The following is a 25440-nucleotide window of genomic DNA, read 5'->3' as shown; positions in this document are numbered from 1 at the left end:
GCAGCATGCAGCACAGACCTCAGTCGAGAAATACCTCGCGTACGGTGTCGCGCGCGGCGTCCAGTGAAAAATGCGTGGCGATGTTGCGCAGACCGTTGTCGGCCAGCGTCTGCCACAGCGTCGCATCTGTGTAGAGATGTGCGATGGCGTCGGCGAAGTGCACCGCGTCGTCGGCGATCAGGACATCCTGTCCATGGCGCAGATGCATGCCTTCGACAGCGCAGGTGGTGGCGACTACCGGCTGGCCGTGGGCCATGCTCAGATTGATCTTGCCTTTGACGCCGGCACCGAAGCGCAGCGGTGCCACCGCGATGCGCATGCCGTCCATGTAGGTGGCGATGTCCGGGACGTGACCGAGCAGTTCCACACCGGTGGTGGCCTCGCCGAGGCGGCGCAGATCCTCGGGGATATCTGCGCCGATGCAGTGGAAACGTACTTGCGGCAGGCGCGCCCGCAATAGCGGAAACACTTCCTGTAGGAACCAGCGCACCGCATCCACGTTGGGTACATGGCGGAAACCGCCGACGAACACCAGGTCGCGGCGTTGTGTCCATGGCAGGCCTGGACCGGCGACGTCGTGCAGGTTGGAGATCAGCGCAGTGCGCACCTGTGGCGCTTCGCGTTGCAGCTGTTCGCGTTCGACGGCGCTGACCAGGATGGTGACGTCCACCTGCGCCATCACCTCCAGCTCGCGCACGCGGGTGCGTTCGGCCTCGCGCTGCAAGCGCGCATCGCCGCTCAATTCGGCGCCACGCCGCTCGCGCAGGTAATGCAGGTCCACGGTGTCGAACAACCGCCGCGCTTGCGGCGCGAAGCGTTGCAGCAGGGGCAAGCAGGCGTGCGCGAGGTGATGGCGCACCAGCAGCACGCTGTGGAAACGGGTGCCGTGCTGCTGCAGGAACGTGGTCATGTTTTTCAGATACGGTGCGTACCACACCTCGACACCGAGCCGTTGCAGCGCTTCGCTGTAGCGGCTGGCGTATGTGCGGCTGCTGGGGACGAAGACCACGTGCGCGCCGTGTTGCAACAGCAGGCGGATGAGATTGAGCTGGCGCAACGAGGCCGAATCGCGATCAGGCTGCGGCAGCGCTTCGTCGAGGATCAGTACCTGGCGCTGCTGTCGGTGCAGCCGCGCCGGCGTCGGCAGTTCGCCGGGAGAGAGCTGACATTGCAGCGTTTCGGCCCACTTGGCGGCGAAGATCGCGTGGTTGCGCACCTGGTAAGCCTTGATCCCGGTGCTGGTGTCGGTGCCGTTGCTGGTGCCCTCGTCGTGCACCACCTGGCTTGCCGGTTGCACAAGGGTGCGGCGTCCGCTGGCACGGACCGCGAAAGCGAGGTCGGTGTCTTCGTAATACGCGGGCATGTAGCGGGTGTCGAAGCCGCCGAGCTCCAGGAATAGCGTGCGTTCGATCGTCAGCGCGGCGCCACTGCCGTAATCGACGTCGCGCAGATAGGCGTAGCGTGGATCTTCCGGGGATTCGAAGCGGCCGTAGCTCCAAGCGCTGCCGTCGGCGAACACCACGCCGCCAGCGTCTTGCAGACGCCCATCGGGATACAGCAGTTGCGCGCTGACCAGGCCAGCTTGCGGGATCTGTGCGAAGGTCTCCAGTAGCGCATCCAGCCAACCCGGTTGCGGTACCGTGTCGTTGTTGAGGAACACCAGGTAGCGTCCCTGCGCGCGGGCCGCGCCGTCGTTGCAGGTGGCGATAAAACCGCCGTTGCGTTCGCGCACGTGGTAGCGCAGTCCGGGCAACTGGACCAGCCATTGCGCGGTTTCATCGCGGCTGCCGTCGTCGACGACCAGAATCTCGCAGGGCACGCTGGGCGGATGCGTGGCCAGTGCACGCAGGCAGGCGAGGGTATGCGCCACGTGGTTGTAGACCGGAATCACGATGCTCGCCACCGGCGTCGGGCTGTATGGCAGCGCGAACGGTGCGAATGGCGCCGGCGTCACCCTGTACAGTGCGCGACGCGCCGGTGGCAGCGGTTGTGCGTGCACGCGCAGCCGCTGCAAGGTGCTGCGCCAGCCACGTGCGCGCAGGCTCGCCAGACCGCGCCGCAACAGCCCGCTCAGGCGGCTCAGGGCGTAGCGCGCGTTCGCCCAGGACATCGACATCCGTTGCTACTCCAAACTAAACGAAGAGGCCATCGTGCCGCGCGACCTGCTGGGCTGCGCTAGACTCGGCGGAATTTACATTCTCGCATTCCCGTGCCACGACGCTACGACGACCAAGATACCGACACCGACGATCAGCACGACGATCACGATAGCCCTGCGGCGCTGTGGCGTCGGCGTCTGCTCATATGGGGGCTGGCCGCTGTCGCATTGGCGCTGGGTTTCCTGATCCCCTATACGGCCTATCTGAACAATCAGGTCACGCAGCGCTTCGGCGAACTGCGCTGGCAGATTCCTACCCGTGTCTATGCGCGCCCGCTGGTGCTGGCGCCCGATGCGGCGATGGATGCGCCGACCCTGAAGACCGAGTTGGATGCGGCCAGCTATCGTCCCGATGCTGGGGCCATGCGTCCGGGTACCTATCAGCAGGAAGGCAGTCGCTTCGTGATCGCCAGTCGCGGCTATATCGATGTCGATGGCCGGGTGCCGCCACGGCGGGTGGAGGTCGCGCTGGCCGGCGGCCGGGTAACGCTGCTGCGCGATCCGCAGACGCACGCCTCGCTCAACGCGGCGCGCCTGGATCCGGCGCGCATCGCCACCCTGTACGGGCAGAAACAGGAGGAACGGCGTTTGGTGCGGGTGGAGGAAGTGCCCGAGTTACTGGTCACCGGTTTGCAGGCGGTGGAAGACCGCGATTTCAACTCCCACCACGGCATCGACCTCAGCAGCATGGTGCGAGCGGCCTGGGTCATGGTGCGTTCCGGCGGCAAGAGTCGGCAGGGCGCCAGTACCTTGACCCAGCAGCTCGCACGCAGCGGCCTGCTCGGCATCGGCAAGGAACAGACGCTCGCCCGCAAGTTCAACGAGATCCTGTACGCGCTGATCATCGAAGCACGCTACGACAAACGCACCATCTTGGAGGCCTATCTGAACCAGGTGTACCTGGGCCAGCGCGGTAACCAAGCGGTGCATGGCGTGGCCTCGGGCGCGGAGTTCTGGTTCGGTCGCGAACTCGATGCGTTGACCCCGGAGCAGATGGCCTTGCTGATCGGTTTGGTCAAGGGGCCGTCCTACTATGATCCGCGGCGTTATCCCGAGCGTGCGCTGGATCGGCGCAATTTCGTTCTCGGCAAGCTGCGCGAAAGCGAGCTGATCGACGAACCCACCTATCGCCGTGCGTTGCTCGCGCCGTTGGGGGTGCCGGCCAATCCCGGGCTGGTCGCGGCCAACCGCTTCTGGGCCTATGTCGATCTGGTGCGCCGCCAGTTGGCGCGCGATTACCCTGAGGGCGCGCTGCAAGGCGCCGGGCTCAGCGTGTTGACCGGCATGGCGCCGTCGGCGCAAGCCGATGCCGAGGGCGCGGTCATGCGCACCCTGACCGCATTGGCGACCAACAAGAAGCGGCCGCCGTTGCAGGCCGGGCTGGTGCTGACCGACACCCACAACGGCGAGGTGCTGGCGGTCGTGGGTAGCCGCGATGTGGCACAGCCGGGCTTCGACCGCGCGATCGAGGCGCAGCGTCAAGTCGGTTCGTTGATTAAGCCGTTCGTGTACCTGTTGGCGCTGGCTCAGCCGAACCGCTATTCCTTGGCCAGTTGGGTCGACGATGCGCCGGTCACGGTCGAACTGGGTCGTGGCAAGCGCTGGACGCCGGGCAACTCCGACGGCCACAGTCACGGAACGGTGCGCCTGATCGATGCGCTGGCGCATTCGTACAACCAGGCCACCGTGCGGGTTGGCATGCAGGTCGGGCCGGAACGGGTGGCGCAACTGGTGCATGTGCTCGCCGGCATCGAGGCTGAACCCAATCCCTCGCTGATCCTTGGCGCGACCGAGCAGAGCCCGTATGCGATGGCGCAGCTGTACCAGTTCCTGGCCTCTGGCGGCCAAATCCAGCCCTTGCATGCGGTGCGCGGTGTACTCGATCCGCAGGGCAAGTTGCTCAAGCGCTACGACAAGACCCCGGCGCCAGCGCAGGAGGGCGATTCCATCGCCGCCAACCTGGTCGGTGTGGCGTTGCAGCAGGTGGTGAGCACGGGCACCGCGCGGCAATTGTTGAGCGATGGCCTGGGCAAGCTGTCCCCGGCCGGCAAGACCGGTACCAGTAACGATGGCGTGGACAGTTGGTATTCGGGTTATACCGGCGATCACCTGGCGGTGATCTGGGTCGGCAACGATCAGAACAAGCAGACCGGCCTTTACGGCGCCACTGGCGCGATGCGGGTGTGGTCGGAGATTTTCACCCGGCTGCCGAGCGCGCCGTTGCAAGTGCAGGGCAAGGGGATGGATTGGCAATGGATGGATCCGGTAGGGTACAACAGCACCGATCCCGGTTGTCCCGGCGCGCGTCGGTTCCCGTTCGTGGTCGGTTTCGCGCCCGCTTACGCGCCGTGCACGCCAGCGCAGGCGCTACCCGAATCCGACGCGCCCGCGTCTGCCGAGGGCGAACATCCCGGTGGCGGCTGGCGTAGCTGGTTCGGCCTGGACAAAAAGAAAGACCCGCCCACCCAAGCGGCTCCCACGCCGCCCACGCATTGATTCCTGGATGCCGCTCATGACCCGACAGATCCCCGCCATCGCCGTCCTCAGCCTGCTGCTCGCCTCCTGCGTCAGTGCGCCGCCGCCGCCGCCGCCCCCGCCGCCGGTTGATACCACCACCCCGGCGCAGCGCATTGCCGTGATCGACGCCAGCGGTGGTGTCGACGACACCGAAGTGAACGTGCAGCCGCTGCGCGATCCCGCCGTGCAGGATCTACGCGACAGCGCCAAGCGCAAGCGCGCGGCTGGCGATCTGGCCGGTGCGGCGGCGGCGCTGGACCAGGCGTTGAAGTTGGTGTCCGACGATCCGGCGTTGTTGCAGGATCGTGCCGAAGTGGCGTTGTTGCAAAAGGACAACGCGCAGGCGGAGGCGTTCGCCAAGCGCGCCATCGACCTGGGCTCGCAAACCGGCCCGCTGTGTCGTCGGCACTGGGCGACCGTCGAGCAAGCGCGCTTGGCGCTTGGGCAGAAGGAGAGTGCGGCCTCGGCGCATACGCAGATCGCTGGATGCACGGTGCCGGGGATCAAGCGCTATTGAGCCCGGGACGCCGGCGCGGGATGTCCCGCGCCGGCTGAACAGTCTGATCTATGGTGTGTGTTCCAAGAGCGAGGTGTGCCGCGATCATCGTGCTTTCCCAGAGCCGCTTGATCGCGGATAGGCCGTTCCGCAACGCGGCAGCCTTGTCTGCGACCGAGGTGTCATCGAGGCCGCAGGGTTTTTCTGCGCATGCGCCGCGACGTGTTTCGTTCTCTCGCGTGACCGCGATAGGCCTGCCGATCGCCTGTTGCCGTTCCGAGTTTCCTCCCGTTCCTGCCGGTGATCCATGTCGCTCGCCCATGCCAGCACCGAAGCGCTCAGCGAAGGCGGCGCGCTTGCCCGCCAGCTCGATGCCTTCGTGCCACGTGCAGCGCAGCTGCGGCTGACCGCGGCGATCGCCGACGCATTCGCGCAGCGCGACGTGCTGCTCGCCGAGGCCGGCACCGGCACCGGCAAGACCTATGCGTACTTGGTTCCCACGCTGCTGTCGGGACTGAAGACCATCGTCTCCACCGGCACCCGCGCGCTGCAGGACCAGCTCTATCATCGCGATCTGCCACGGGTGCGGGCGGCACTGGGTGTCGGCTTGAACAGCGCGCTGCTGAAGGGACGCGCCAATTACCTGTGCAAGTACCGTTTGCAGCAAGCCAAGGGCGAGCCGCGCTTCACCGCGCGCGAGCAGGTCGCGCAGTTCCAGCGCATCGTCGCCTGGAGCGGGCGCACCCGCTTCGGCGACATCGCCGAACTGGAGGCGTTGCCCGACGATTCGCCACTGCTGCCGATGGTCACCTCGACCGTGGACAACTGTCTCGGCACCGAGTGCCCGTTCTGGGGCGAGTGCTTCGTGGTGCAGGCACGGCAGCGTGCGCAGGCTGCCGACTTGGTCGTGGTCAACCACCATTTGTTGCTGGCCGACCTGGCGCTGAAACAGGAAGGTTTCGGCGAGATCCTGCCCGGCGCGCAGGCGTTCGTCATCGACGAGGCGCATCAGTTGCCTGAGCTGGCGGCCAACTTTTTTGGCGAGGGTTTCGGCATGCGCCCGTTGCAGGAGTTGCTGCGCGATTGCCTGGACGAGAGCCGTCACGTCGCTGGCGCATTGGCCAGCGTGCAGGCGCCGTTGCAGGCGCTGGAACAGACACTACGCGCGCTGCGTGCGGCGATGGAGGGATTGCCCGCACGCGGTACCCAATGGCGCTTGCTGGTCAAGCCGCAGGTGCGCGATGGGTTCGATGCGCTGCTGGCGGATTTGGTGCGATTGCAGGAAGCGTTGGCGGTCTTGCGCGAGGCATCGCCCGGCTTCGATGCGTGCGCGGCGCGCGCGCAGGAGATGCGCACGCGGTTGGGCCGCTGGCTCGGCGACGAAGCGCCGATTCCCGATTTCGATGCGCCGCCGGAGCCACCGTCCAACGATGTGCTGTGGTACGAACTGACCACGCGCGGGTTCCGCTGCCAACGCACGCCGCTGGATGTCTCCGCGCCGCTGCGCGCGCATCGCGAGGCCTCGCATGCGGCGTGGGTGTTCACTTCGGCGACGTTGGCGGTGAAGGGCGACTTCGCGCACATCGCGACCCGCCTGGGCTTGCGCGATCCGATGACCTTGCTGCAACCCAGTCCGTTCGACTGGGCGCGGCAGGCGTTGTGCTATCTGCCGGCCTTGCCGGACCCCAATGCGCGCGGCTTCGGGACTGCGTTGATCGCCGCGCTGCTACCGGTGCTGGAAGCGTCGCAGGGCCGCGCATTTTTGCTGTTCGCTTCGCACCGTGCACTGCGCGAGGCGGCCGAGGCGTTGCGCGATGGTCCTTGGCCGCTGTTCGTGCAGGGCGAAGCGCCGCGTGCGACTTTGTTGCAACGTTTTCGCGCCTCGGGCAATGGCGTGCTGCTCGGCTCGGCCAGTTTTCGCGAGGGTGTGGATGTGGTGGGCGAAGCCTTGAGCGTGGTGGTGATCGACAAGTTGCCGTTCGCCGCGCCGGATGATCCGGTGTTCGAAGCGCGCCTGGATGCGATCCGTCGCGAGGGTGGTAACCCGTTCCGCGACGAGCAATTGCCGCAGGCGGTGATCGCGCTCAAGCAAGGCGTCGGTCGCCTGATTCGCAGCGAGACCGATCGCGGCGTGCTGGTGTTGTGCGATCCGCGGTTGTTGTCCAAGTCCTATGGCCGTACCTTCCTGGAGTCGCTACCGCCGTTCGCCAGAACCCGTGATGTGGATGAGGTGAGGATGTTCTTTGCGCAATCGGCGATGCCATCGGAGTCTGCACGCGCAACAGCGCAAGCAGACCCCGCGGCCGCGTATGACGCGCAGGATGTTCCGTGAGCATGCGACAGCTAAGCTGTTGTTGTCGTTGCGGTGATGCCCATGGCCATGGCAGGGCGGTTTTCTGCGAAATGGCGTGCGGTTTTCGGTTGACTCGTTTGAGCGTGTGCGGGCTGTCGAGAGCGGTGCGCAGTTGTGTGTTCCGTGTCGCGGCTTCGTCGTCTCGATACAATCCGCCCCCTTAGCGCTTTTCCCCGGCCACGGGGCCCGAGTTCCGGCATCCCATGAACATCCTCGCTTTCGAAACCTCCACCGAAGCCTGCTCTGTCGCGGTTCACGTCGGTGGCCACGTGCTGGAACGCTTCGAGCTGGCGCCACGGCGCCATGCCGAGCTGACGCTGCCGTGGGCCGAACAGTTGCTGGCCGAGGCGGGTATTGGTCGCCGCCAACTCGATGCGATTGCGTTCGGACGCGGTCCTGGCGCGTTCACCGGCGTGCGTCTGGCGATCGCGTTGGCCCAGGGCATCGCTTTGGCGCTGGAGTTGCCGGTGTTGCCGGTGTCCACGTTGCAGGCGTTGGCGCTGCGCGCGCCTGCGACGGCGCCACGGGTGCTGGCGACGATCGATGCACGGATGGGCGAGGTCTACACGGCCACGTATGCGCGGCAGGCCGATGGCACGCTGCAAGCGTCGACCTGCGAGCAGGTGCTGCATCCGGACGCATTCGTGTTGCCGGAGCCGGATGCGGCCTGGAGCGCTGTCGGCACGGGGCTGGGGGCGGTCGAGGCGACTTTGCAGCGGCGCTTCGGTGCGCACTGGCGCAGCGCCGACGCGCAGGCGCTGCCGCATGCCGCGGACGTGGTGGCCCTGGCCGTGGTGGCGCATGCGCGCGGCGAGGCGATCGCGCCGGAGCAGGTCGAACCGGCGTACTTGCGCGACAACGTCGCGCTGACCTTGACCGAGCAACAAGCCCAGCGTGCCGCGCGATGAACCTCACCACGCGGCGGCCGCTTCTGCCGCGCTCTGCTATGGCCGCGCTCAGTAGTCGTAACTGACGCTCAGGCGTATCGTCCGCGGATTCTGGCGCACCAGCGCCGCGCCGTACAAGGGATCGCGCTGGCCGGGGTCGGTTTCCGAATACGGGTATTTCCACAGTGGCGCTTGGCCGTTGAAGACGTTGAACACGTCCAGGGCGAAGGAGAGTTTGTGGTCGGCGGCCGCTGGTCGCCATGCCACGCCCAGATCCAGTTGGCTCAACCACGGCAGGCGTCCCTGGCTGCCGGGGGGCGCTGGCTTGCCCTGGTAATAGTGGTAGGTGATGCCATAACCGGACGGGTCGCTCTGCTGTGGGCCGTAAGAACCGAGCGGAATGAACGGCACACCCGACAGCAGCTTGAGGTTGGTCGAGAGCAGCCACTCTGGGGTGAGCTGGTAGTAGCTGTAGAACTTGAACTGGTGGGTGTGGTCGTTGCTTTGCGGACCGTTGCTGTGCTCCATCAAGGGCGCGAAATCCCAGGCTTCGGTCGTCGAGGCCGCGGTCTGGCCGATGTTGGAGAGCAACTGGCCCTCGCTGGTGCCGTAATTACGCGACCATGTGTAATCGATGCGGCCATACCAGCGCTGGTCGAAGGGATGTTCCAGCGACAGGTTGAGCGCGTAGTAGTTGCGTTTGAACTCAGGAAAGCCGAATTGCGCCTTGCTTAGCGGGACACTGACGTGATTGCCCGATGTGTCGACCAGGGTAAAGGTGTCGCTTTTGCCTGGATTGATCAGCCAGCAACTGACCGGGTTGCTGTCCAATGTCACCGTATGCCCTTGCGCGGCGGCGGCGGCGAATACGGTGGCGCTATCGCAATAGTCGTCCACGCCGCTGCGCAGGACGCGGTAGGTGGCCTTGGCGCCGTAGACCCAGGCCTCGCCCCAGGCCTTGTTGAAGCCGAGAATGAACTCGTCCTGGTAAGACGGCGCGATGCCCTGGGTGGCGACTGTCTTCGGATCGGGCAGGATGCCGTAGTAGTTGTTGCTCGAAACCGCGCCGGAGATCTGGGTCAGGCCGGTCGGTTCGCCATGCGCGTCGATGCCGCTGTAGGTGTAGTACGTCGAGGTTGCCAGGGTCGCGCCGGCGGCGTTGAACGCTGGGTTGAGCGGGAGCGCCAGATAGTAGCGGCCGGCGTTCCCGTACACCTTGAAACGCGCATCGCCATCGACGTCCCAGCTGAACCCCAGGCGCGGCGCCCACTGTCCGCTGGTCTGTTTGATGTAGGGGGCGCCGTCGCGGTTGTCGTTGGTGAACTGGTCCAGACGCAGGCCGAGACTGAGCAGCAGGCGCTCGTTGGCTTGCCAGTTGTCCTCGATGTACTGCGCGCGCTGTGCCGCGCGTACCGACGCCAAGGCGCTGTAGACGTAGCGGCGCACGTAGTAGCCGTCCTGGCCGTTGGGGTAGCCGCCGGTGGCGGGGACGCCCAGTCCGGTATTGATCGGCACCTGCGGATTGGATTGGCCATAGATCCAGTAGTAGCCGTTGCCCGAGGCCACCGAGCCGCGGTTGAGGGCGCTTGCGTTCTGGTTGTCGATACCGGCGGTGAGTGTGTGCGCGCCGATGACGTAGTTCAGTTCCAGGCGCAGGTTATCGGTGCGGTTGCCCCGGCGCGGATCGATCAGTAGCGCGGTGGTCTGCGCGTTGGTGATCGGCGTGCCGCCTGTGTACGCGGGATTCTGGAACGAAGCCCCGGAGATATAGGTCAGGCTGCCGTCATAGCTCGGATTGCCGGTGTAATCGTCGGTGTGCTGCTTGCCGTACTGGGCGCTGAAGGTCAGGCGGTCGGTGAGGTAGTTGGTGTACTTGGCGGTCCATAGATCGCCGCCGGTCTTGGTGGTGTCGGCGCTGCCGCGCAGCGCGCCGATGTCATCCCCGCTGTAACTGTAGTACGTGCCGCGGGTGATGTAACGGCTGGAGGCGCCGGTGATTTCCAGCAACTGATGGTCGCTGATGTTCCAGTCGAGCTTGGCGTACCAACTGGGCTTGCGGTACTGATAGTCGTAGTAGGACGGGTTGGGGTCGCGTGCGCCATAGAATTGGCCGCCGTTCTGGTGCTGTAATTCGTAGGATCCGAAGAAAAACAGGTTGTCCTGGATCAGCGGGCCGCCCGCGTACACGCTTTGGGTGAAGAGTGTGGTTCTGTTCTGGCTATCCGGTCGGTACAAGGCGCCATTGTCGGGGAAGGTGGCGTCGCGCTGCGCGCTGCGCAGGCCGTTGGGTTCCCAAGTCGTCTGGCCGCCGAAATGCCAGGTGTTGCTGCCGCGTTTGCCGACCGCGTTGATCACGCCGCCATCGGAGCGGCCGTATTTGGCGCTGTAGCCACCGGTGTACACCTCAAGTTGTTCGATGCTGCTGTAGGGCAGGGTCAGTCCGCCCAGCCCCCGCAGCGGATCGGTGGTGTTGAAGCCGTTGATGTAGTACGCGTTCTCCGCTGCGGAGGAGCCGCCGAAGCTGAGTAGTTGCGCGCCGTTGGGGCCGATGTAGCTTCCGTTGCCGCTGTTGCCGGCCACGCCGGGCGCCAGTTGCGCGATCGCCTCGGCGGAGTGCCCCAGCGGCAAGCGCTGCAATTGTTCGGCGTTGATCACGGTGCGCGAGTCGACGCTGCCGGTCTCGATCGTGGCGGCGGCGCGGTCGACGCTGACGTTGACGCCGGCCAGGCGGGTGACGGCGGCGAAGGACACATCGGTGACCGTGCCGACGGTCAGGCTCACGCCCTCGCGGCGGTCGAGCACGCTGCCGTCGGCCGCCTTGGCGAGGAGAGTGTAAGTGCCCAAGGGAAGTTGGCCGATGCTGTAGTGGCCGTGCGCATCGACGTCCACTTCGCGACTGAGGCCGCTGTCGTTGCGGACGAGGATGCGCTGTGCGTTGGCTGGGGCCTGGCCGGCGAGCGCACCGGTGGTGGACTGGGCCTGGACCAGCGGTGCGGTCAGGGCGGCGCTCAGCGCCAGGGCGAGCAGGGCGGGCCGACGCAGGAGGTGGGGCGTTTTCATGAAGGCAAAGGCTCGGAGGGCGGGGACGGTGACGTGTCCGCCAAGTGCCGCTCCACTCGTCTGTCGGGAGGCGTTGCACGCGGTAACGTTCTCGCATTATTAACCTTAAGACGACGCCTGTTCAGAAATGCCGCGTGGTGATATGAACGGTACGAATGGTTATCTAGGGTGCGTCATGAACGGGCGTGCCGCGCCGCGGATGGGCGGCGCAAGCGCGCAATGCCCTTCGATAAGGGCAGTCAATGAGGGTGGCGCAAAACATCGGCTGTTCCTCTGTGCTGAGTCCTGCGCGACTTCGCTGTATCCCGCATGCGTGTGCCGCTCAGCGGTCGTCGCGCAGGCTGCCACCGGGCAGAAACACCCAGGTGCGGGTCACCTGCAGGATGTCGATGTTGTCGTGGGTGTGCGGCAGCGGTGGGTATGGCTGCGCCAGTCGGACGATCCGCAGTGCGGCGGCATCGAGCATCGGCACGCCACTGGAGCGCAGGATGCGGCTGCTTTCGACGCTACCGTCGCGGCGCACGCCGACGCTGATCACCACCTGGCCGCCCAATTGGCGGCGGCGGACGTCGTCGGGATAGTTGAGGTTGCCGACGTGTTCGGCACGATCGACCCAGGCGCGCAGGTAATTGGCGTAGGCGTACTCGCGGGTGCTGGCTGACACGAATTTGCGGTTGGGGCGCTTGGCGTACTGTTCCGAGCGCAGATGAACCTCGGCGGCCAGTCGTGCCATCTCCGCGTCGCGCTGTTCGCGCTGCGCGTCCACCGGGCGCAGCGGATCGTCGGTCAGCGGTTGGGTCTGCGCCAGCGGGAGCGGCTCCTCGCTACGGACGCTGCTGACGACTCGCGGTGTCGGCTCTGGGGCCGCAGCTGCGGTTTGCGCGCGCAGCGCCTGCGGGGCCACCCCGTCCTCCTGCTGCGGTACCACGCCTGGCTGGCTCTCGCGTGGACGCTGTGGCGTGGCGTGGTCGCCGCCGCCCTGTTGATTGGCCTGGGCGAGGAAGTCCGCCTGCTTCGGGGTCAGCGGGGTACTGGTCTGGCTGAAGATCACGTCCAGCGTGGGCACCAGCGGGGCGTCGTCGTCGATCGCAAAGCCGATGCCGAGGATCAGCAGACCATGCACGATCAACGACAGCACCAGGGTGACGCCGAGCCGTTCGCGCTCGCCGATGCGCGGCGCAGGCATCGCGATCCCCGCCGTCATCGCGCCGGGTAGGCTTCGATGGCGTCGAACAGCAGTCCGGCGATGTTGAGACCGTATTGCGCGTCCAGCTCACGCACGCAGGTGGGGCTGGTGACGTTGACTTCGGTGAGGTAATCGCCGATCACATCCAGGCCGACGAAGCGCATGCCGCGCCGCTTCATTTCCGGGCCGACCTGTGCGGCGATCCAACGGTCGCGTTCGCTGAGCGAGCGGCCTTCGCCGCGACCGCCGGCGGCGAGGTTGCCGCGGAACTCGTCGCCTTGCGGGATCCGCGCCAGACAGTAATCCACCGCCACCCCGTCCACCAGCAGGATACGCTTGTCGCCAGCGCTGATGGCCGGGATGAAGCGCTGCGCCAGCGCCAACGTGCGCCCGCCGTCGGTCAGCGTCTCCAGGATCACGTTGAGGTTGGGGTCGCCGTTGCCGCTGCGGAAGATCGAACGTCCGCCCATCCCGTCCAGCGGTTTCAGCACCGCCTGGCCGTGTTCGAGCACGAAGGCTTTCAGCGCCGCCGCGTCGCGGCTGACCAGGGTCGGCGGGCAGCATTGCGGAAACAGCAGCGCGGCCAGCTTCTCGTTGAAATCACGCAATCCTTGCGGATCGTTGACCACTTGCGCCCCGGCGCGCTGCGCCACGCTCAGCACGTGGGTGTCGTAGAGGAACTGCGCATCGAACGGCGGATCCTTGCGCATCAAGACGACCTGTCCGGGGCCGAACGCCAGGTCGGCGAACGCGTCCAGCTCGAACCAGCCGGTCTTGTCGTCGCGCACCCGCAGCGGCGCGGCCTGGGCCAGGGCGCGGCCGTCGCGCAGACTGAGTCCGCCGGGACGCACGTAGTGCAGACGATGGCCGCGGCGCTGTGCTTCCAGCAGCATCGCGAAAGTCGTGTCTTTGGCAATTTTGATGCTGGCGATGGGATCCATCACCACGATGACATCGAACGGCATGGCGGCACTCGGGAGACATAACAGAGAATGGTAGCGGGTCGGTGGCGATGCCGCGCAACGACCGCTGCGCGGGTCAGTGCGCTGTTATACTGTATCCGTCAAAATGTGACGTGGTTAGCGCTGGGAATTGATTCAATGCAGACCTGTGATGGCAACCTTTACAGTCATAGCCGGTCCTGTGAAGCATGGCGTTTTGCAGCGATGCCGGATCCGATGCAGCATCGCGGTTCAGGGGCAAGTAAATGAGTGAAAACACGACTGCGGGGCGGGCGCTCGCAGGGCTTCGGGTCATGGTAATCGACGATTCGAAAACGATTCGTCGTACCGCCGAGACATTGTTGAAGCGCGAAGGCTGCGAAGTCGTCACCGCGACGGACGGCTTCGAGGCGCTGGCCAAGATTGCCGATCAGCAGCCGCAGATCATCTTCGTGGACATTATGATGCCACGCCTGGATGGGTATCAGACGTGTGCGCTTATCAAAGGCAACACGTTGTTCAAGGCGACCCCGGTCATCATGTTGTCTTCCAAGGACGGTCTGTTCGACAAGGCGCGCGGTCGCATTGTCGGATCCGAGCAGTACCTCACCAAACCCTTTACACGTGAAGAACTGCTGGGCGCGATACGTACTTACGTCAACGCCTAACCAAGGGAAAGGAAGCATGGCCCGAATCTTGTTGATCGAGGACTCACCGACCGACCGAGCGGTGTTCACGCAGTGGCTGCAGAAGGCCGGTTACGAGGTGTTGGCCGTCGACAACGCCGAGGACGGGCTCAAACTCGCCCGCGAACAGTTGCCGAATCTGATACTGATGGATGTGGTGCTGCCGGGCATGAGCGGCTTTCAGGCGACCCGTGCACTGTCGCGCGACGAAGCGACCCGGCATATCCCGGTGCTGATCATCAGCACCAAGAACATGGAGGCCGACAGGGTCTGGGGTATGCGCCAGGGCGCTACCGACTATATTGTCAAGCCGCCGCGGGAAGATGAACTCATCGCGCGCGTCAACCAATTGGTCGGCTGACGTGCGCTCCGCATTCGATATCCTCGAAGCGTACGAGCGACGCAGCTTGGCCCACGCGGTGCAAATGCCCGAGCTGGCCTTCGACGAGAACGTTTGGCGTGGCGTTGGCTTTCGCGTCGGCAAGCGCCATTTGGTATCGGATTTCCGCGAAGTGGTGGAGATCGTGCGGATGCCGCCGGTCACCCCGGTGCCTGGCGCGCAGCCGTGGCTACTGGGTGTTGGTAACCTGCGCGGCAATCTGTTTCCGGTGATCGATCTGAAACAGTTCTTGCAAGGCGAGCGTACCGCGCTGCAAGAAGGTCAGCGCGTCCTGATCGTGCGTCAGAGTGGTGGCGACGTCGCCCTGACCATCGACGAACTATTCGGTCAGCGCAGTTTCACGGCTGCGCAGGCGATAGAGCCGGGCGATCTGGCACAGGGGCGTTATGTGCATTTCATCGACCGCGCTTTCCGTAGCGACGCTCAGGACTGGGGCGTGTTCTCGCTGTCGCTGTTGTCGCGCACCCCCGAATTCCGTCAAGCCGCCGCCTGAGCGCGTGGCCTGCTTCCGCATCGAAGATTGAGGTCGCATCATGAGTAGTGCTTCGGACGCCCGCAAGGCCAGCAAGTTCGGCAGCGTAGGCACGAGTTCCTGGCTGGGATTGCTGACGTTGTCGCTGATCGTGTTCGGCGCCAATACCGGTGTCGCGACCTGGCAGAGCAATCGTCTGGCCGGCGCCAGCACCGGTGCGGCCGATTTGCAGGTGTTGTCGCAGCAGCTCGCCAACCAGAGCCGCGACGCGGTGTACGGCAACGCCGATACCTACAAGCAATTCAAGCAGACCAAGCTGCGGGTCGAGAACACCGTCGCCGAGCTCAATGCGCGTTATGCCCAGGAAGCTGGTGTGGCGGGACCGTTGCAGACGCTTGACCGCATCTGGGCGCCATTGGCCAAGAATGCGCAGCAGGTGGTGGACAGCGAACCGGCCGTGCTGGCCTTGGCCGGCAATGCCGAACGCTTCGTCGCCAGCGTGCCGCAGCTACAGGCGCAATTGAACGAAGTGGTGCGCGCGATGACCGTCGGCGGCGCCCCCGCCGCGCAGATCTACAACACACTGCAGCAGGTGGTTGTGGCCGGCACCATGGCACGCCGCGTCACCGAAATGCGTGCCGGCGGTCCCCGTGCGGTCAACGCGGGTGACGCGCTGGCGCGCGACGCGGTGGTCTTCGGGCAGATGCTCGATGGTTTGCGCAACGGGAACCAGGAATTGGGCATTGTCCCGGTGCGCAACGCCGCAGCCTTGTCCGCGTTGGAGCAGTCGCAGACACAGTGGATGGGAATGAAAAAGGATCTGGACGCGTTACTGGCGAGTTCGCGCAGCCTGTTCGCTGCGCAGGCCGCAGCCGAGGCACTGACCGACGGCTCGGATAAAATGCTGGACGACAGCAAGCAGCTGTTCGACGCCTTTTCCGCGTTCGGCTCCATCCGCGACACGCGTCTGTTTCCGAATTTCTGGCTGGGCTTGATCTCCGGCCTGTCGGTGCTGCTGTCGATCGTCGGCTTCGTCTGGACCAGCGTGCGTGGTCGTAGCCGCGAGCAGGAAATCCGCTATCAGACCCAGGTCGAATACAACAGCCGCAACCAGCAGGCGATCATGCGCTTGCTCGACGAGATCAGCTCGCTCGGCGAAGGCGACCTGACGGTCAAAGCGTCGGTGACCGAAGACATGACTGGCGCCATCGCCGACGCGATCAACTATGCCGTCGACGAGCTGCGGCATCTGGTCACTACGATCAACGACACTTCGGCCAACGTTGCCGTGTCCGCCGAGGAAACCCAGGCCACCGCGCGCCAACTGGCCGAGGCCGCAGGTCGCCAGGCCGAGCAGATCGGTTCGGCATCCGTGCGCATCAACGACATCGCCTCCAGCATCGAACAAGTCTCGCGCAACTCCAGCGAATCGGCCGAAGTCGCGCAGCGCTCGGTGGTGATTGCCGCCGAGGGCGCTGGTGTGGTCCGCCAGACCATCCAAGGCATGGACCAGATCCGCGATCAGATCCAGGAAACCTCAAAACGGATCAAGCGCCTGGGCGAATCGACTCAGGAAATCGGCTCCATCGTCGAACTGATCAACGACATTTCAGAGCAGACCAATATCCTGGCGCTCAATGCCGCTGTGCAGGCCGCCTCTGCCGGCGAGGCCGGGCGCGGTTTCGCTCTGGTCGCCGACGAAGTGCAGCGGCTTGCAGAACGTACTTCCGGTGCGACCCGCCGGATCGAAGGTCTTGTGCAGACCATTCAGGCCGACACCAACGAAGCGGTCAATTCGATGGAGCAGACCACCTCCGAAGTGGTGTCTGGTGCGCGCCTGGCCGAGGACGCGGGCACCGCGTTGACCGAAATCGAGCGCGTGTCCAACGCGCTCAACATTCTCATCAAGAACATCTCCATCGCCGCCCATCAGCAATCGGCGGCGGCGATCGACATTACCCAGACGATGGACGTGATTCGTCGCATCACCGGGCAGACCTCGCAAGGCGCCGGGCAGACCGTCGAATCGATTGGCCGGCTGGCGCAGTTGGCCGCTGATCTACGGCGCTCCGTCGCCGACTTCAAATTGCCGGCGTGAGCGGATTGGAATCGGGTGGAAGGAAGCGCACATGACGTACCGTGAACAACTCCCGCACATGGTCTCCGTCTTGATACGGCTTCGTGCATGCCGCGCTGCGGAGACACGGCAATGAGTGCGCTGCGCGATACCATGACTCATGCCGCGCTGGGCTGGGTCAAGCCGGAACTGGACGAAATCCTGCGCCAGGTGCGTGGCGAAATCGAAGCATTCGTCGAGGAGCCAAACGATACCGGGCGCATGGGCTTCTGCGCCCGCTACCTGCACCAAGTGCAGGCTACCTTGCGCATGGTCGAGCTATACGCCTCGGCGATGGTGGCCGAAGAGTTGGAGTTGCTGGCGGTCGCGGTGCAGAACGGCCACACGCTCGACCGCGACGAGGCCTGTGCCACGTTGATGCGCGGTACTGTGCTGCTGCCGGATTATCTGGAGCGTCTGCGGGACGGGCACCGCGACATTCCGATCGTGCTGTTGCCATTGCTCAACGAGATCCGCACCTTGCGCGGCGAAAGCGGCTTGGGTGAAAGCGCGTTACTGGCGTTGTCCCCGGATGCCTCTACTGCCTCCCAGGCCGAACTGGATCATGCCCGTGGCAGTATCAGCGGTCGCAACCGCGAATTGCTCGACACCGTCGGTACCGCGGTCAAGGAAGAACTGTTGCGGGTCAAGGATGCGCTCGATCTGCACCTGCGCACCGGCGCCGATATCGCCGCCTTGCAGGCCCAGGTTGCCGAACTGGCCAGTGTTGCCGATACGCTTGGAGTGATGGGGCTGGAGGTGGCCCGCAGCGTGGTGGTGCAGCAGCGCGATGCGCTGCGCAGCATCGTTGATGGCGAGCGCCAGGCCGATGAAGCCCTATTGTTGGATATCGCCGGCGCGCTGCTGTACGTGGACGCCTCGCTCGACGATCAAGTGGCCTACCTGGGCGCCAGCGTCGATGTTCATGACGATGCCAGCGCTGCCGAGGCGCGGCGCACGCTGGAAGCGCTGGCACAAGAGGCGATCGCCAATTTCGGCAACGCCCGCGAGCATGTCGTCGCATTCATCGAAACCAATTGGGACCACGAACGCCTGGTCGAGGTGCCGCGTCTGCTCGCTGAGGTTGCCGGCGCCTTGCGCATGCTGCAACTCCCGCGGCCGGCCGATTACCTGGAGGGCGTGCGTCGCTACGTTGCCATCGAACTGATCGGTAAGCGCCGCGTGCCCAGTGGCCGCCAACTCGACACCCTGGCCGACGCCATGGCCAGTCTGGAGTACTACCTGGAGGCGCTGCGCGCGCGTCGCCCTAGGCGCGAGGAGATTCTCGACATCGCCCATAGCAGTCTGGAGGCGCTGCGCTACTGGCCGTTGCCGAGTGTTGTGTCGACGCCGCAAGGTGAATCGACGCCCTCGCCCGAGCAAACGGTTGTGGAGGCTGTCACGCCGCCGTCGATATCTGCCTGGAATCTGGCCCCGGTCGTGGATACGACGGTGCCGGAGATACCGTCGTCGGTACCACAGTGGACGTTGGATGCGGCCAATGGACAGGCCGACATCGACAGCGACGTCGACAGCGGATCCGGCGTGGTCGAGGGCGTCACGCTCATGATGACGCCTGCAGACAGCGTCGATGGCAGCTCGGAGGCACTGCGCTTCGATCCGGTCGCCGCCGAGCAGGAGGCGTGGAACGGCACGTCCGAGCCGCTGCACATTGACCTCGAAACGCTGGAGTTGGAGCACGCGGCCTTCCGCCCGCAGGCCACTCCCTCGGCGGCACGCGCGGATGGGTTGTCGCTGCCGCCTGTCGTTGGCTTCGATCCGGCGGCAGCCGAATATGCCGAGCCTCCCGTCTATACGCCCGATCCCGATCTGGGCGAACAGGACGATCCGAGTCTTGTCATCGTCCAGACGCCTGTCGCCATGTCGGTGGCGACCGATCCATCCGAGGACACGCTGACGATCGAATTGGACGATGCGCTGGCTTTCGCCGACGTACCGATGGTCGCGACCGACGAGGCGTATGGGCTCGATTGGCACGAGGCGTCGCAGCCACCGGTAATCGATACGGAGGCTGGGGCGCAGCGTATTTCCGGCGACAACGCGCATGCCAACGCCGACGCCGACGATGCGGTGCCTGCGTCGCCGCACACTGTCGCCCTCGACGCGGATGAGCCGGATAAGGTCGCTGCTGCGGCTCTCGTCGATGCGGAGATCGCTCTGGCGCAGTTCGATCTTGTCACCGCCAACACTTTGGCGACGCGCGGTACCGATACGGCTCCACCAGCCGGCACGGCCGCCGAGGCGGGCAGCGCAGGCCAGTACGCGTCCGCCGCTGCCGCGACGACTGTCGATGCGGGTTTCATCCAAGCCGATGACGCCATCGACGACGACATCCGCGCTGTCTTCCTCGAAGAATTCGATGAAGAACTGGTCAATCTCGGTCAGCTCCTGCCGGCCTGGCGTGCCGCGCCAAGCTACATGGACAGCCTGCGGCCGATCCGGCGCGTGTTCCACACGTTGAAGGGCAGTGGCCGCCTGGTCGGTGCCTGCGTGCTCGCTGAGTTCAGTTGGAAGATCGAAAGCATGCTCAACCGTGTGCTCGACGGCGCCCGTCCGGTCAGTCCTGCGGTCGTGGCGATGGTCGAGCAGGCCTACGCGCTGCTACCGCAGTTCAACGCGGCGTTGCGTGGGGATGGCGTACTCCACGCCGACCTCGATGCGTTGCAGGCGGTCATCGAGCGGATCGCCGCTGGCGAAGAGGCTTACTACGTCGTCGCGTCGCCAGCCACGGCCGATGCGCCGCGCGTCGGCACGCCGGCGTCGGTGGACAGCGTGCTGCTCGAAATCCTTGATGCCGAAGTTGCGACCCATCTGGAAACGATCCACGCCTGGTTACAGGCGGCGCCACAGCCGGCGACTGAAGCGCTGCTACGGGCCGTGCACACCATGAGCGGCGCGTTCGCGATGACCGAAGTGCCGGAAATCACCGCCGTTACCGGGCCGGCTGAAAGCTACGTCAAGCGTGCGTTGGCGGCCGGTATCGTGGTCGATGCCGAAGGCGTGCGCGCGCTTGCCGATGCCGGCGATGCCATCGCCGCCACCATCGAGGAACTACAGGCACCATCGCCGCTGATTCCGCGTTTCACCGAATTGGCGCAGCGCCTGCAAGCGCTCGTGGACACACTGCCGCAAGTGCAGTGGCCGACCATTGCTGATGACGAAGACGAAGACGCACCTTCTGCGCAGCATGAAGATGGCCTGGATCCGCAGTCGCTGCCGGTGGTGGAATTCACTGCCGCCGACGATCTGTCGACGTTTCTGGACGATACCGCGCATCTGCCCGACGCCGCGCGCGTGGCCGATACGGTAGCGCACGATTGCAGTGGTGTCGCGGAAGCCGACGCGGCGCCGAGCGCGCAGTTGCAGCACACGGTTGACGTCGCACATGCACATGCCAACCAGTCGGAGCAGGACGCGCATGTCGCATCGTCGATGCCGCAGGGCGACGATGCATCCGTTGCCGCAGTGATGGCGGGAGCGCGCGGCGAGGACATCTTGCCGGTAGCGACCGTCCCCGATATCGCGGCGATGCCGGCCGGTCGCGAGGCCGGCGATCAGACCGTGTTGGTGCAGGACGACCAGCTCCACGAACCGACCGTGGCGATGCCGTTGACCGCTGGCGAAGATCAAGTGACCGTATCGCTAGCCGTCGTTGCGGAGATGGAGACGGCGCTGGAAAACGCTGCAGACGCAGACACGCCGCAGCCGGGATTGTCCGATGTTGCGCCGGCCGAGCTATCGGCTACCGATCTCGGTCCGCTGGATTTCAGCGACCTGGATCGCGAATTGGTCGATATTTTCGTCGAAGAGGGCAAGGATCTGCTCGATCACTGCGACCGCCTGGTCGCGGAGCTGCGGGCTGCGCCGCAGGACCGCGATCTGCTGGGCGGCCTGCAGCGCGACCTGCACACGCTCAAGGGCGGTGCGCGCATGGCCGGCATCAACGCCATCGGTGACCTCGGTCACGGCATCGAATCGCTGCTGGAGGCAGTTGCGGCCAACCGCACTGAGCTCGACCGTCGCGACGTGCAGTCGCTCGAGCGCGGCTTCGACCGCCTGCACCAGTTGCTGACGCTCACCGGCAATCACCGTGCGGTGGCTAAGCCCGTGGACCTGATCGACGCGTTCGCCGCGCGCACCCGCGCGTACGGCGTGATGCGGGCGTCCGAAGCCGACTATTCCGTCGCCGAAGCCGACCATGCCGCCGAGCCGGCCACTTCCACCGGCAGCCAAACGTGGTCGGCCAGCGTTGCACCTGCAGCGTTGTCGGCACCGTTGCCGCTGGAGGGCGCGCTGGAAAACGAGGCGACCATCGCGCGACCGATGCAGGAGCAGGTCCGTGTGAGCGCCGATCTGCTGGATCGCCTGGTCAACCAGGCCGGCGAAGTGGCGATCTATCGGTCGCGGCTGGAGCAGCAGCTCGGTGCGTTCCGTGGTGCGATGGGCGAACTGGAGCGCACCAACGCGCGTCTGCGCGATCAGTTGCGGCGTCTGGATCTGGAAACCGAGGCGCAGATCGTCGCCCGTTACCAGCGGGAACAGGATCAGACCCAGCAGAATTTCGACCCGCTGGAACTGGACCGCTTCTCCACGCTGCAACAGCTCAGCCGTGCGCTCAACGAATCGGCCGCCGACCTCGGCGGCCTGCAAAGCGTCCTCGACGACCTCGCGCGGCAGTACGATAGCCTGTTGCAGCAGCAGGCGCGCGTCAGCTCGGAATTACAGGATGGCCTGATGCGCGCGCGCATGGTGCCGTTCGACGGACTGGTGCCACGCCTGCGTCGCGTGGTGCGCCAGGCTGCCAGCGAAACCGGCAAGCACGTCCATCTGAGTCTGGACGGCACCCACGGCGAACTCGACCGCAACGTGCTCGATCGCATGGTCGCGCCGCTGGAGCATATGCTGCGCAACTCGGTCGCCCATGGTCTGGAGATGCCCGAACAACGCCTTGTCGCCGGCAAGTCCGAGGACGGCGAGATCGCCATCCGCCTGCGCCGCGAAGGCTCGGAAATCGTGCTGGAAGTGGCCGACGATGGCGCCGGACTCGACCGTGAGGCGATCCGCCGACGTGCCGAACAACGCGGTTTGATCGCCGCCGAAGCGGTGCTGTCCGACGCGCAACTGGATGCGCTGATCTTTGCGCCTGGATTCAGTACCTACGATCAGGTCAGCCAGTTGGCCGGCCGGGGCGTGGGTATGGATGTGGTGTGCAACGAGGTGCGTCAGCTCGGAGGCTCGGTCGATATCCATTCGGTTCGCGGCCAGGGTGTCACCTTTACTCTGCGCCTGCCGCAGACCTTGGCGGTGACCCAGGCGGTGTTCGTGCAGATCGGCGACACCACCTTCGCTGTGCCGGTGGCCTCGGTCAGCGGCATCGGCCGTATCGGTCGTGAGCGCTTCGAAGCGGCCCATGGTGGCTACCGTTATAGCGGCGAGGAATACACGCTGTACGACCTCGGTTCGTTACTCGGGCAGGCACCTGCGCGCGCCGAAGGCCTGGCGCAGGTGCCGTTGCTGTTGGTGCGCGCGGGCGATCTGCGCGCGGCGGTGGCGATCGACCAAGTGCTGGGCAACCGCGAAATCGTGGTCAAGCCGGTAGGCCTGCAGATCGCTTCGGTACCCGGCATCTACGGCGCCACCATCGCCGGCGACGGCCGCGTGGTGGTGATCCTGGACATCGCCCCGCTCGTGCGGCGTTATTTGGCGCAGCCGTTGTGGCCGTCGGTGCAAACAGCGCCGACGGCCCAGCGTCGCATGCCGCTGGTGATGGTGGTGGACGACTCGCTGACCATGCGCAAGGTCACCGGACGCGTGTTGGAGCGGCACAACTTCGATGTGGTCTCCGCACGCGATGGTGTCGAGGCGTTGGAGCTCATGGAGGAGCGCGTCCCCGATCTGATGCTGCTGGACATCGAAATGCCGCGCATGGATGGCTACGAACTGGCCGCCGCGATGCGCGCCGATCCGCGCTACGCTGCTATCCCCATCGTGATGATCACCTCGCGCAGCGGCGAAAAACACCGCCAGCGTGCCTTCGAACTCGGCGTGCAGCGCTATCTCGGCAAGCCATACCAAGAGTTGGATTTGATGCGTAACGTATACGATTTACTGGGGATCGCTCGTGTTCGCGACTGACGGCGACGCGAGCGCTCCGTCGGTTGCGTTGCTGGCGCGTCCGGGGATGGCGCGCGAACGCCTGCGCGAGGCGCTGCATCTTGCTGGCGCGGCGATCGTGCTGGAGGACGCTCCCGAGGCGGTCGATGCACAGACGCTGGCGGACGCCGCGCCTGCTGCGGTGCTGATCGCGCTGGAACCGGCGATCGAGCAGGCGTTGGAGCGACTGGAAACCGTGTTGGAGCGGCCAGGCATCACTGTGATTTTCGACGAGGCCGAATTGGCCGCGCGTCGTGAAGGCTGGGAAGCCCAGCGTTGGGTACGGCACCTGGCGGCCAAACTGCACGGCCACCAGAACGTGCTGCCGCCGGGGGGGGAGATCGATGGCGACCTGCCGCCCGAGTCGCAAGTGCCGGCGCCTGCTGTTTCGACGCAAGCGCCTGATAACGCGTCGATCCGCGTGCATCTCGAAGAATCCGCCACTCCTGGGCAGGTGCCTGACGCTGCGTCGATCCAGTTGCATCTCGAAGAAGCGGTCAGTTTTGCCGAGAGCATCCCGAGCGATGCCCTGTATACCTGGCAGCCGCCGGGCAATGCCGCACCGGGCTTCGAAGACCTGTCGTTCGCGGATAACATCGAGCCCGTCGCCGATCCTGTGCCCACGCCACCGCTGGTCCGCGCTGCGCCGTCCTCGCCCGCCGCGCCGCCGTCGGCCAGTGCATCATGGTCCTTGGTCGACCACGACACTGCGCTGGTCACGCCGCCACCGCGCCCACCCGCGGAGCGGATCGCGATCTCGACCGAAGGGCTGTCGCTGGTTGCGTTGGAAACGGAGGCCGGCGCCACGACTGCCTCCATTGGCGCTGCCGCTCCGACTAGCACTGGCACTGGCACTGAGACTCCTGCTGCAAATGTGGCAACTGCCGCGCCGGGAGCTGTCCTGGTGATGGCGGGCATCGGCGGTCCCGACGCGATTCGGCGCCTGCTTGCCGCGTTGCCATCGCATTTCCCGCTGCCGCTGCTCGTGCAACTGCGCCTGGATGGTGGCCGCTACGCCAACCTGGTCAAGCAGATCGCGCGCGTGTCCGCACTGCCGGTCTTGCTGGCCGAAGCCGACGAACCGGTTTGTGCCGGTCACGTCTACATCCTGCCCGAGGACATCGGCGTGCGCAGCGCCGACGCTGCCGGTCTGCGTTTCGTGGCCCAGGCCGCTGGCGCCTGCGTTGTCGATGGCCTGCCTGCCGCGCATAGCGCCGTGTTGCTGCTCAGCGGGAGCGACCCGCAACACGTGGACGCCGTGCTGGCGCTGGCCGAGCAAGGCGCCTGGGTGGCCGGGCAGTCGGGCGAGGGCTGCTACGACCCCACCGCTGCCACGCAGTTGATCCTTCGCGGCCATCCCGGTGGCGAGCCGGTGCAACTTGCCCAAGCCTTGTGCGCGCGGTGGGGCGGCTGAGCCGCGCCCGCGCGTTTTTCCCGGTTCCAGGACGACCTACTTCATGAGCAGCTACGCCAGCAACGACGAAATCCGCGGTGTCCTCATCCAGGTGGGCAGCGAGCGCCTGCTGATGCCCAACGCCACCATCGCCGAAGTGATGTCGCGCGCCTCGGTGCAACCGCTGGCCGACGTCCCGCCTTGGTTGCTTGGTCAGATTGCCTGGTACGGTTGGAACGTCCCGCTGCTGTCGTTCGCGCACCTGACCGGCCTCGGCGGCGAAGCGGTGGCGGCCAACAACAAGGTTGTCGTCCTCAAGGCGCTGGGCGGTAATCCCCAACTACCGTATTTCGCTCTGCCCACCGAATCTTTCCCGCAATTGATTTCCGTCCCACGCGACGGCCTGCTCGCCGACGCCTCCGAAGAAACCCTGCCTCCCGGCGTGCACATGCGCGTATTACTCGGCGAACAAAGTGCGCTGCTGCCGGATTTGGATGCGATCGAGTGGATGGTGGGGGAGCGGTTTTTGGGGGCGGGTCAATAGGGAATTGGACTCCAAACCAAGGGGCGACTCAAACTGGCGGGACGTCGACTCGCATGG

At 65.6% G+C, this 25440-nt stretch carries 15 protein-coding genes; 11 read left to right on the top strand and 4 right to left on the bottom strand.

Going from position 1 to position 25440, the window contains the following annotated elements:
- Positions 1-19: 19 nt before the first annotated feature.
- The gene (locus XaFJ1_RS10930) at positions 20-2116 is read right to left on the bottom strand and encodes a glycosyltransferase (RefSeq protein WP_012916732.1); all 2097 of its coding nucleotides are present in this window, start codon (positions 2114-2116) and stop codon (positions 20-22) included.
- 93 nt (positions 2117-2209) lie between these two features.
- Here XaFJ1_RS10930 and mrcB point away from each other — a divergent pair, with 93 nt between their 5' ends.
- The 4 genes from mrcB (at position 2210) to tsaB (ending at position 8432) form a co-directional block, all read left to right on the top strand.
- Positions 2210-4654 (top strand): penicillin-binding protein 1B, encoded by a 2445-nt coding sequence (gene mrcB, locus XaFJ1_RS10925; RefSeq protein WP_012916731.1) that lies wholly within the window; start codon positions 2210-2212, stop codon positions 4652-4654.
- Between the two features lie 7 nt (positions 4655-4661).
- Complete coding sequence (locus XaFJ1_RS10920; RefSeq protein ID WP_045756946.1) at positions 4662-5192, top strand: hypothetical protein; 531 nt, start codon at positions 4662-4664, stop codon at positions 5190-5192.
- Between the two features lie 286 nt (positions 5193-5478).
- Positions 5479-7503: a DNA repair helicase YoaA gene (gene yoaA / locus XaFJ1_RS10915; protein WP_012916729.1), complete on the top strand. Its 2025-nt coding sequence runs from the start codon at positions 5479-5481 to the stop codon at positions 7501-7503.
- 224 nt (positions 7504-7727) lie between these two features.
- A complete protein-coding gene (tsaB, locus tag XaFJ1_RS10910) occupies positions 7728-8432 on the top strand; it encodes a tRNA (adenosine(37)-N6)-threonylcarbamoyltransferase complex dimerization subunit type 1 TsaB (protein ID WP_012916728.1) in 705 nt (234 codons plus the stop codon).
- A gap of 48 nt (positions 8433-8480) precedes the next feature.
- Here tsaB and XaFJ1_RS10905 read toward each other — a convergent pair whose 3' ends face one another.
- The 3 genes from XaFJ1_RS10905 to gshB form a co-directional block, all read right to left on the bottom strand.
- The gene (locus XaFJ1_RS10905) at positions 8481-11471 is read right to left on the bottom strand and encodes a TonB-dependent receptor (protein ID WP_012916727.1); all 2991 of its coding nucleotides are present in this window, start codon (positions 11469-11471) and stop codon (positions 8481-8483) included.
- Between the two features lie 322 nt (positions 11472-11793).
- Complete coding sequence (gene tolA / locus XaFJ1_RS10900; protein WP_012916726.1) at positions 11794-12675, bottom strand: cell envelope integrity protein TolA; 882 nt, start codon at positions 12673-12675, stop codon at positions 11794-11796.
- A complete protein-coding gene (gene gshB / locus XaFJ1_RS10895) occupies positions 12672-13622 on the bottom strand; it encodes a glutathione synthase (protein ID WP_012916725.1) in 951 nt (316 codons plus the stop codon). Before gshB ends, tolA begins: the two co-directional genes overlap by 4 nt.
- Positions 13623-13864: 242 nt before the next feature.
- Here gshB and pilG point away from each other — a divergent pair, with 242 nt between their 5' ends.
- The 7 genes from pilG (at position 13865) to XaFJ1_RS10860 (ending at position 25383) form a co-directional block, all read left to right on the top strand.
- Entirely contained in the window at positions 13865-14266 is a 402-nt protein-coding gene (pilG, locus tag XaFJ1_RS10890; protein ID WP_045728072.1) for a twitching motility response regulator PilG, read from the top strand.
- Between the two features lie 16 nt (positions 14267-14282).
- A complete protein-coding gene (locus XaFJ1_RS10885; RefSeq protein WP_012916723.1) occupies positions 14283-14645 on the top strand; it encodes a response regulator in 363 nt (120 codons plus the stop codon).
- A 1-nt stretch (position 14646) separates the two neighbouring features.
- The gene (locus XaFJ1_RS10880) at positions 14647-15177 is read left to right on the top strand and encodes a chemotaxis protein CheW (protein WP_012916722.1); all 531 of its coding nucleotides are present in this window, start codon (positions 14647-14649) and stop codon (positions 15175-15177) included.
- A gap of 40 nt (positions 15178-15217) precedes the next feature.
- Positions 15218-17254, top strand: coding sequence for a methyl-accepting chemotaxis protein (locus XaFJ1_RS10875; RefSeq protein WP_012916721.1), 2037 nt, complete (start codon positions 15218-15220; stop codon positions 17252-17254).
- A gap of 111 nt (positions 17255-17365) precedes the next feature.
- Entirely contained in the window at positions 17366-23428 is a 6063-nt protein-coding gene (locus XaFJ1_RS10870) for a hybrid sensor histidine kinase/response regulator (RefSeq protein WP_012916720.1), read from the top strand.
- Entirely contained in the window at positions 23415-24860 is a 1446-nt protein-coding gene (locus XaFJ1_RS10865) for a chemotaxis protein CheB (RefSeq protein ID WP_012916719.1), read from the top strand. Before XaFJ1_RS10870 ends, XaFJ1_RS10865 begins: the two co-directional genes overlap by 14 nt.
- A 43-nt stretch (positions 24861-24903) precedes the next feature.
- On the top strand, positions 24904-25383 hold the full coding sequence (locus tag XaFJ1_RS10860; protein WP_012916718.1) for a chemotaxis protein CheW: 480 nt from the start codon (positions 24904-24906) through the stop codon (positions 25381-25383).
- The last annotated feature ends 57 nt before the right edge of the window (positions 25384-25440 follow it).

This window comes from Xanthomonas albilineans (genome assembly GCF_009931595.1).
In the GTDB taxonomy this organism is placed as follows: domain Bacteria; phylum Pseudomonadota; class Gammaproteobacteria; order Xanthomonadales; family Xanthomonadaceae; genus Xanthomonas_A; species Xanthomonas_A albilineans.
Note: the sequence above shows the minus strand (reverse complement) of the source record. Positions and strands in the feature narration are given on the sequence as shown.

What these genes read in the sequence shown, in the direction of transcription:
- XaFJ1_RS10930 (WP_012916732.1), bottom strand. Translation starts at nt 2,116, where the DNA reads ATGTCGATGTCCTGGGCGAACGCGCGCTACGCCCTGAGCCGCCTGAGC.
- XaFJ1_RS10920 (WP_045756946.1), top strand. Translation starts at nt 4,662, where the DNA reads ATGCCGCTCATGACCCGACAGATCCCCGCCATCGCCGTCCTCAGCCTG.
- yoaA (WP_012916729.1), top strand. Translation starts at nt 5,479, where the DNA reads ATGTCGCTCGCCCATGCCAGCACCGAAGCGCTCAGCGAAGGCGGCGCG.
- tsaB (WP_012916728.1), top strand. Translation starts at nt 7,728, where the DNA reads ATGAACATCCTCGCTTTCGAAACCTCCACCGAAGCCTGCTCTGTCGCG.
- XaFJ1_RS10905 (WP_012916727.1), bottom strand. Translation starts at nt 11,471, where the DNA reads ATGAAAACGCCCCACCTCCTGCGTCGGCCCGCCCTGCTCGCCCTGGCG.
- tolA (WP_012916726.1), bottom strand. Translation starts at nt 12,675, where the DNA reads ATGACGGCGGGGATCGCGATGCCTGCGCCGCGCATCGGCGAGCGCGAA.
- gshB (WP_012916725.1), bottom strand. Translation starts at nt 13,622, where the DNA reads ATGCCGTTCGATGTCATCGTGGTGATGGATCCCATCGCCAGCATCAAA.
- pilG (WP_045728072.1), top strand. Translation starts at nt 13,865, where the DNA reads ATGAGTGAAAACACGACTGCGGGGCGGGCGCTCGCAGGGCTTCGGGTC.
- XaFJ1_RS10885 (WP_012916723.1), top strand. Translation starts at nt 14,283, where the DNA reads ATGGCCCGAATCTTGTTGATCGAGGACTCACCGACCGACCGAGCGGTG.
- XaFJ1_RS10875 (WP_012916721.1), top strand. Translation starts at nt 15,218, where the DNA reads ATGAGTAGTGCTTCGGACGCCCGCAAGGCCAGCAAGTTCGGCAGCGTA.
- XaFJ1_RS10870 (WP_012916720.1), top strand. Translation starts at nt 17,366, where the DNA reads ATGAGTGCGCTGCGCGATACCATGACTCATGCCGCGCTGGGCTGGGTC.
- XaFJ1_RS10860 (WP_012916718.1), top strand. Translation starts at nt 24,904, where the DNA reads ATGAGCAGCTACGCCAGCAACGACGAAATCCGCGGTGTCCTCATCCAG.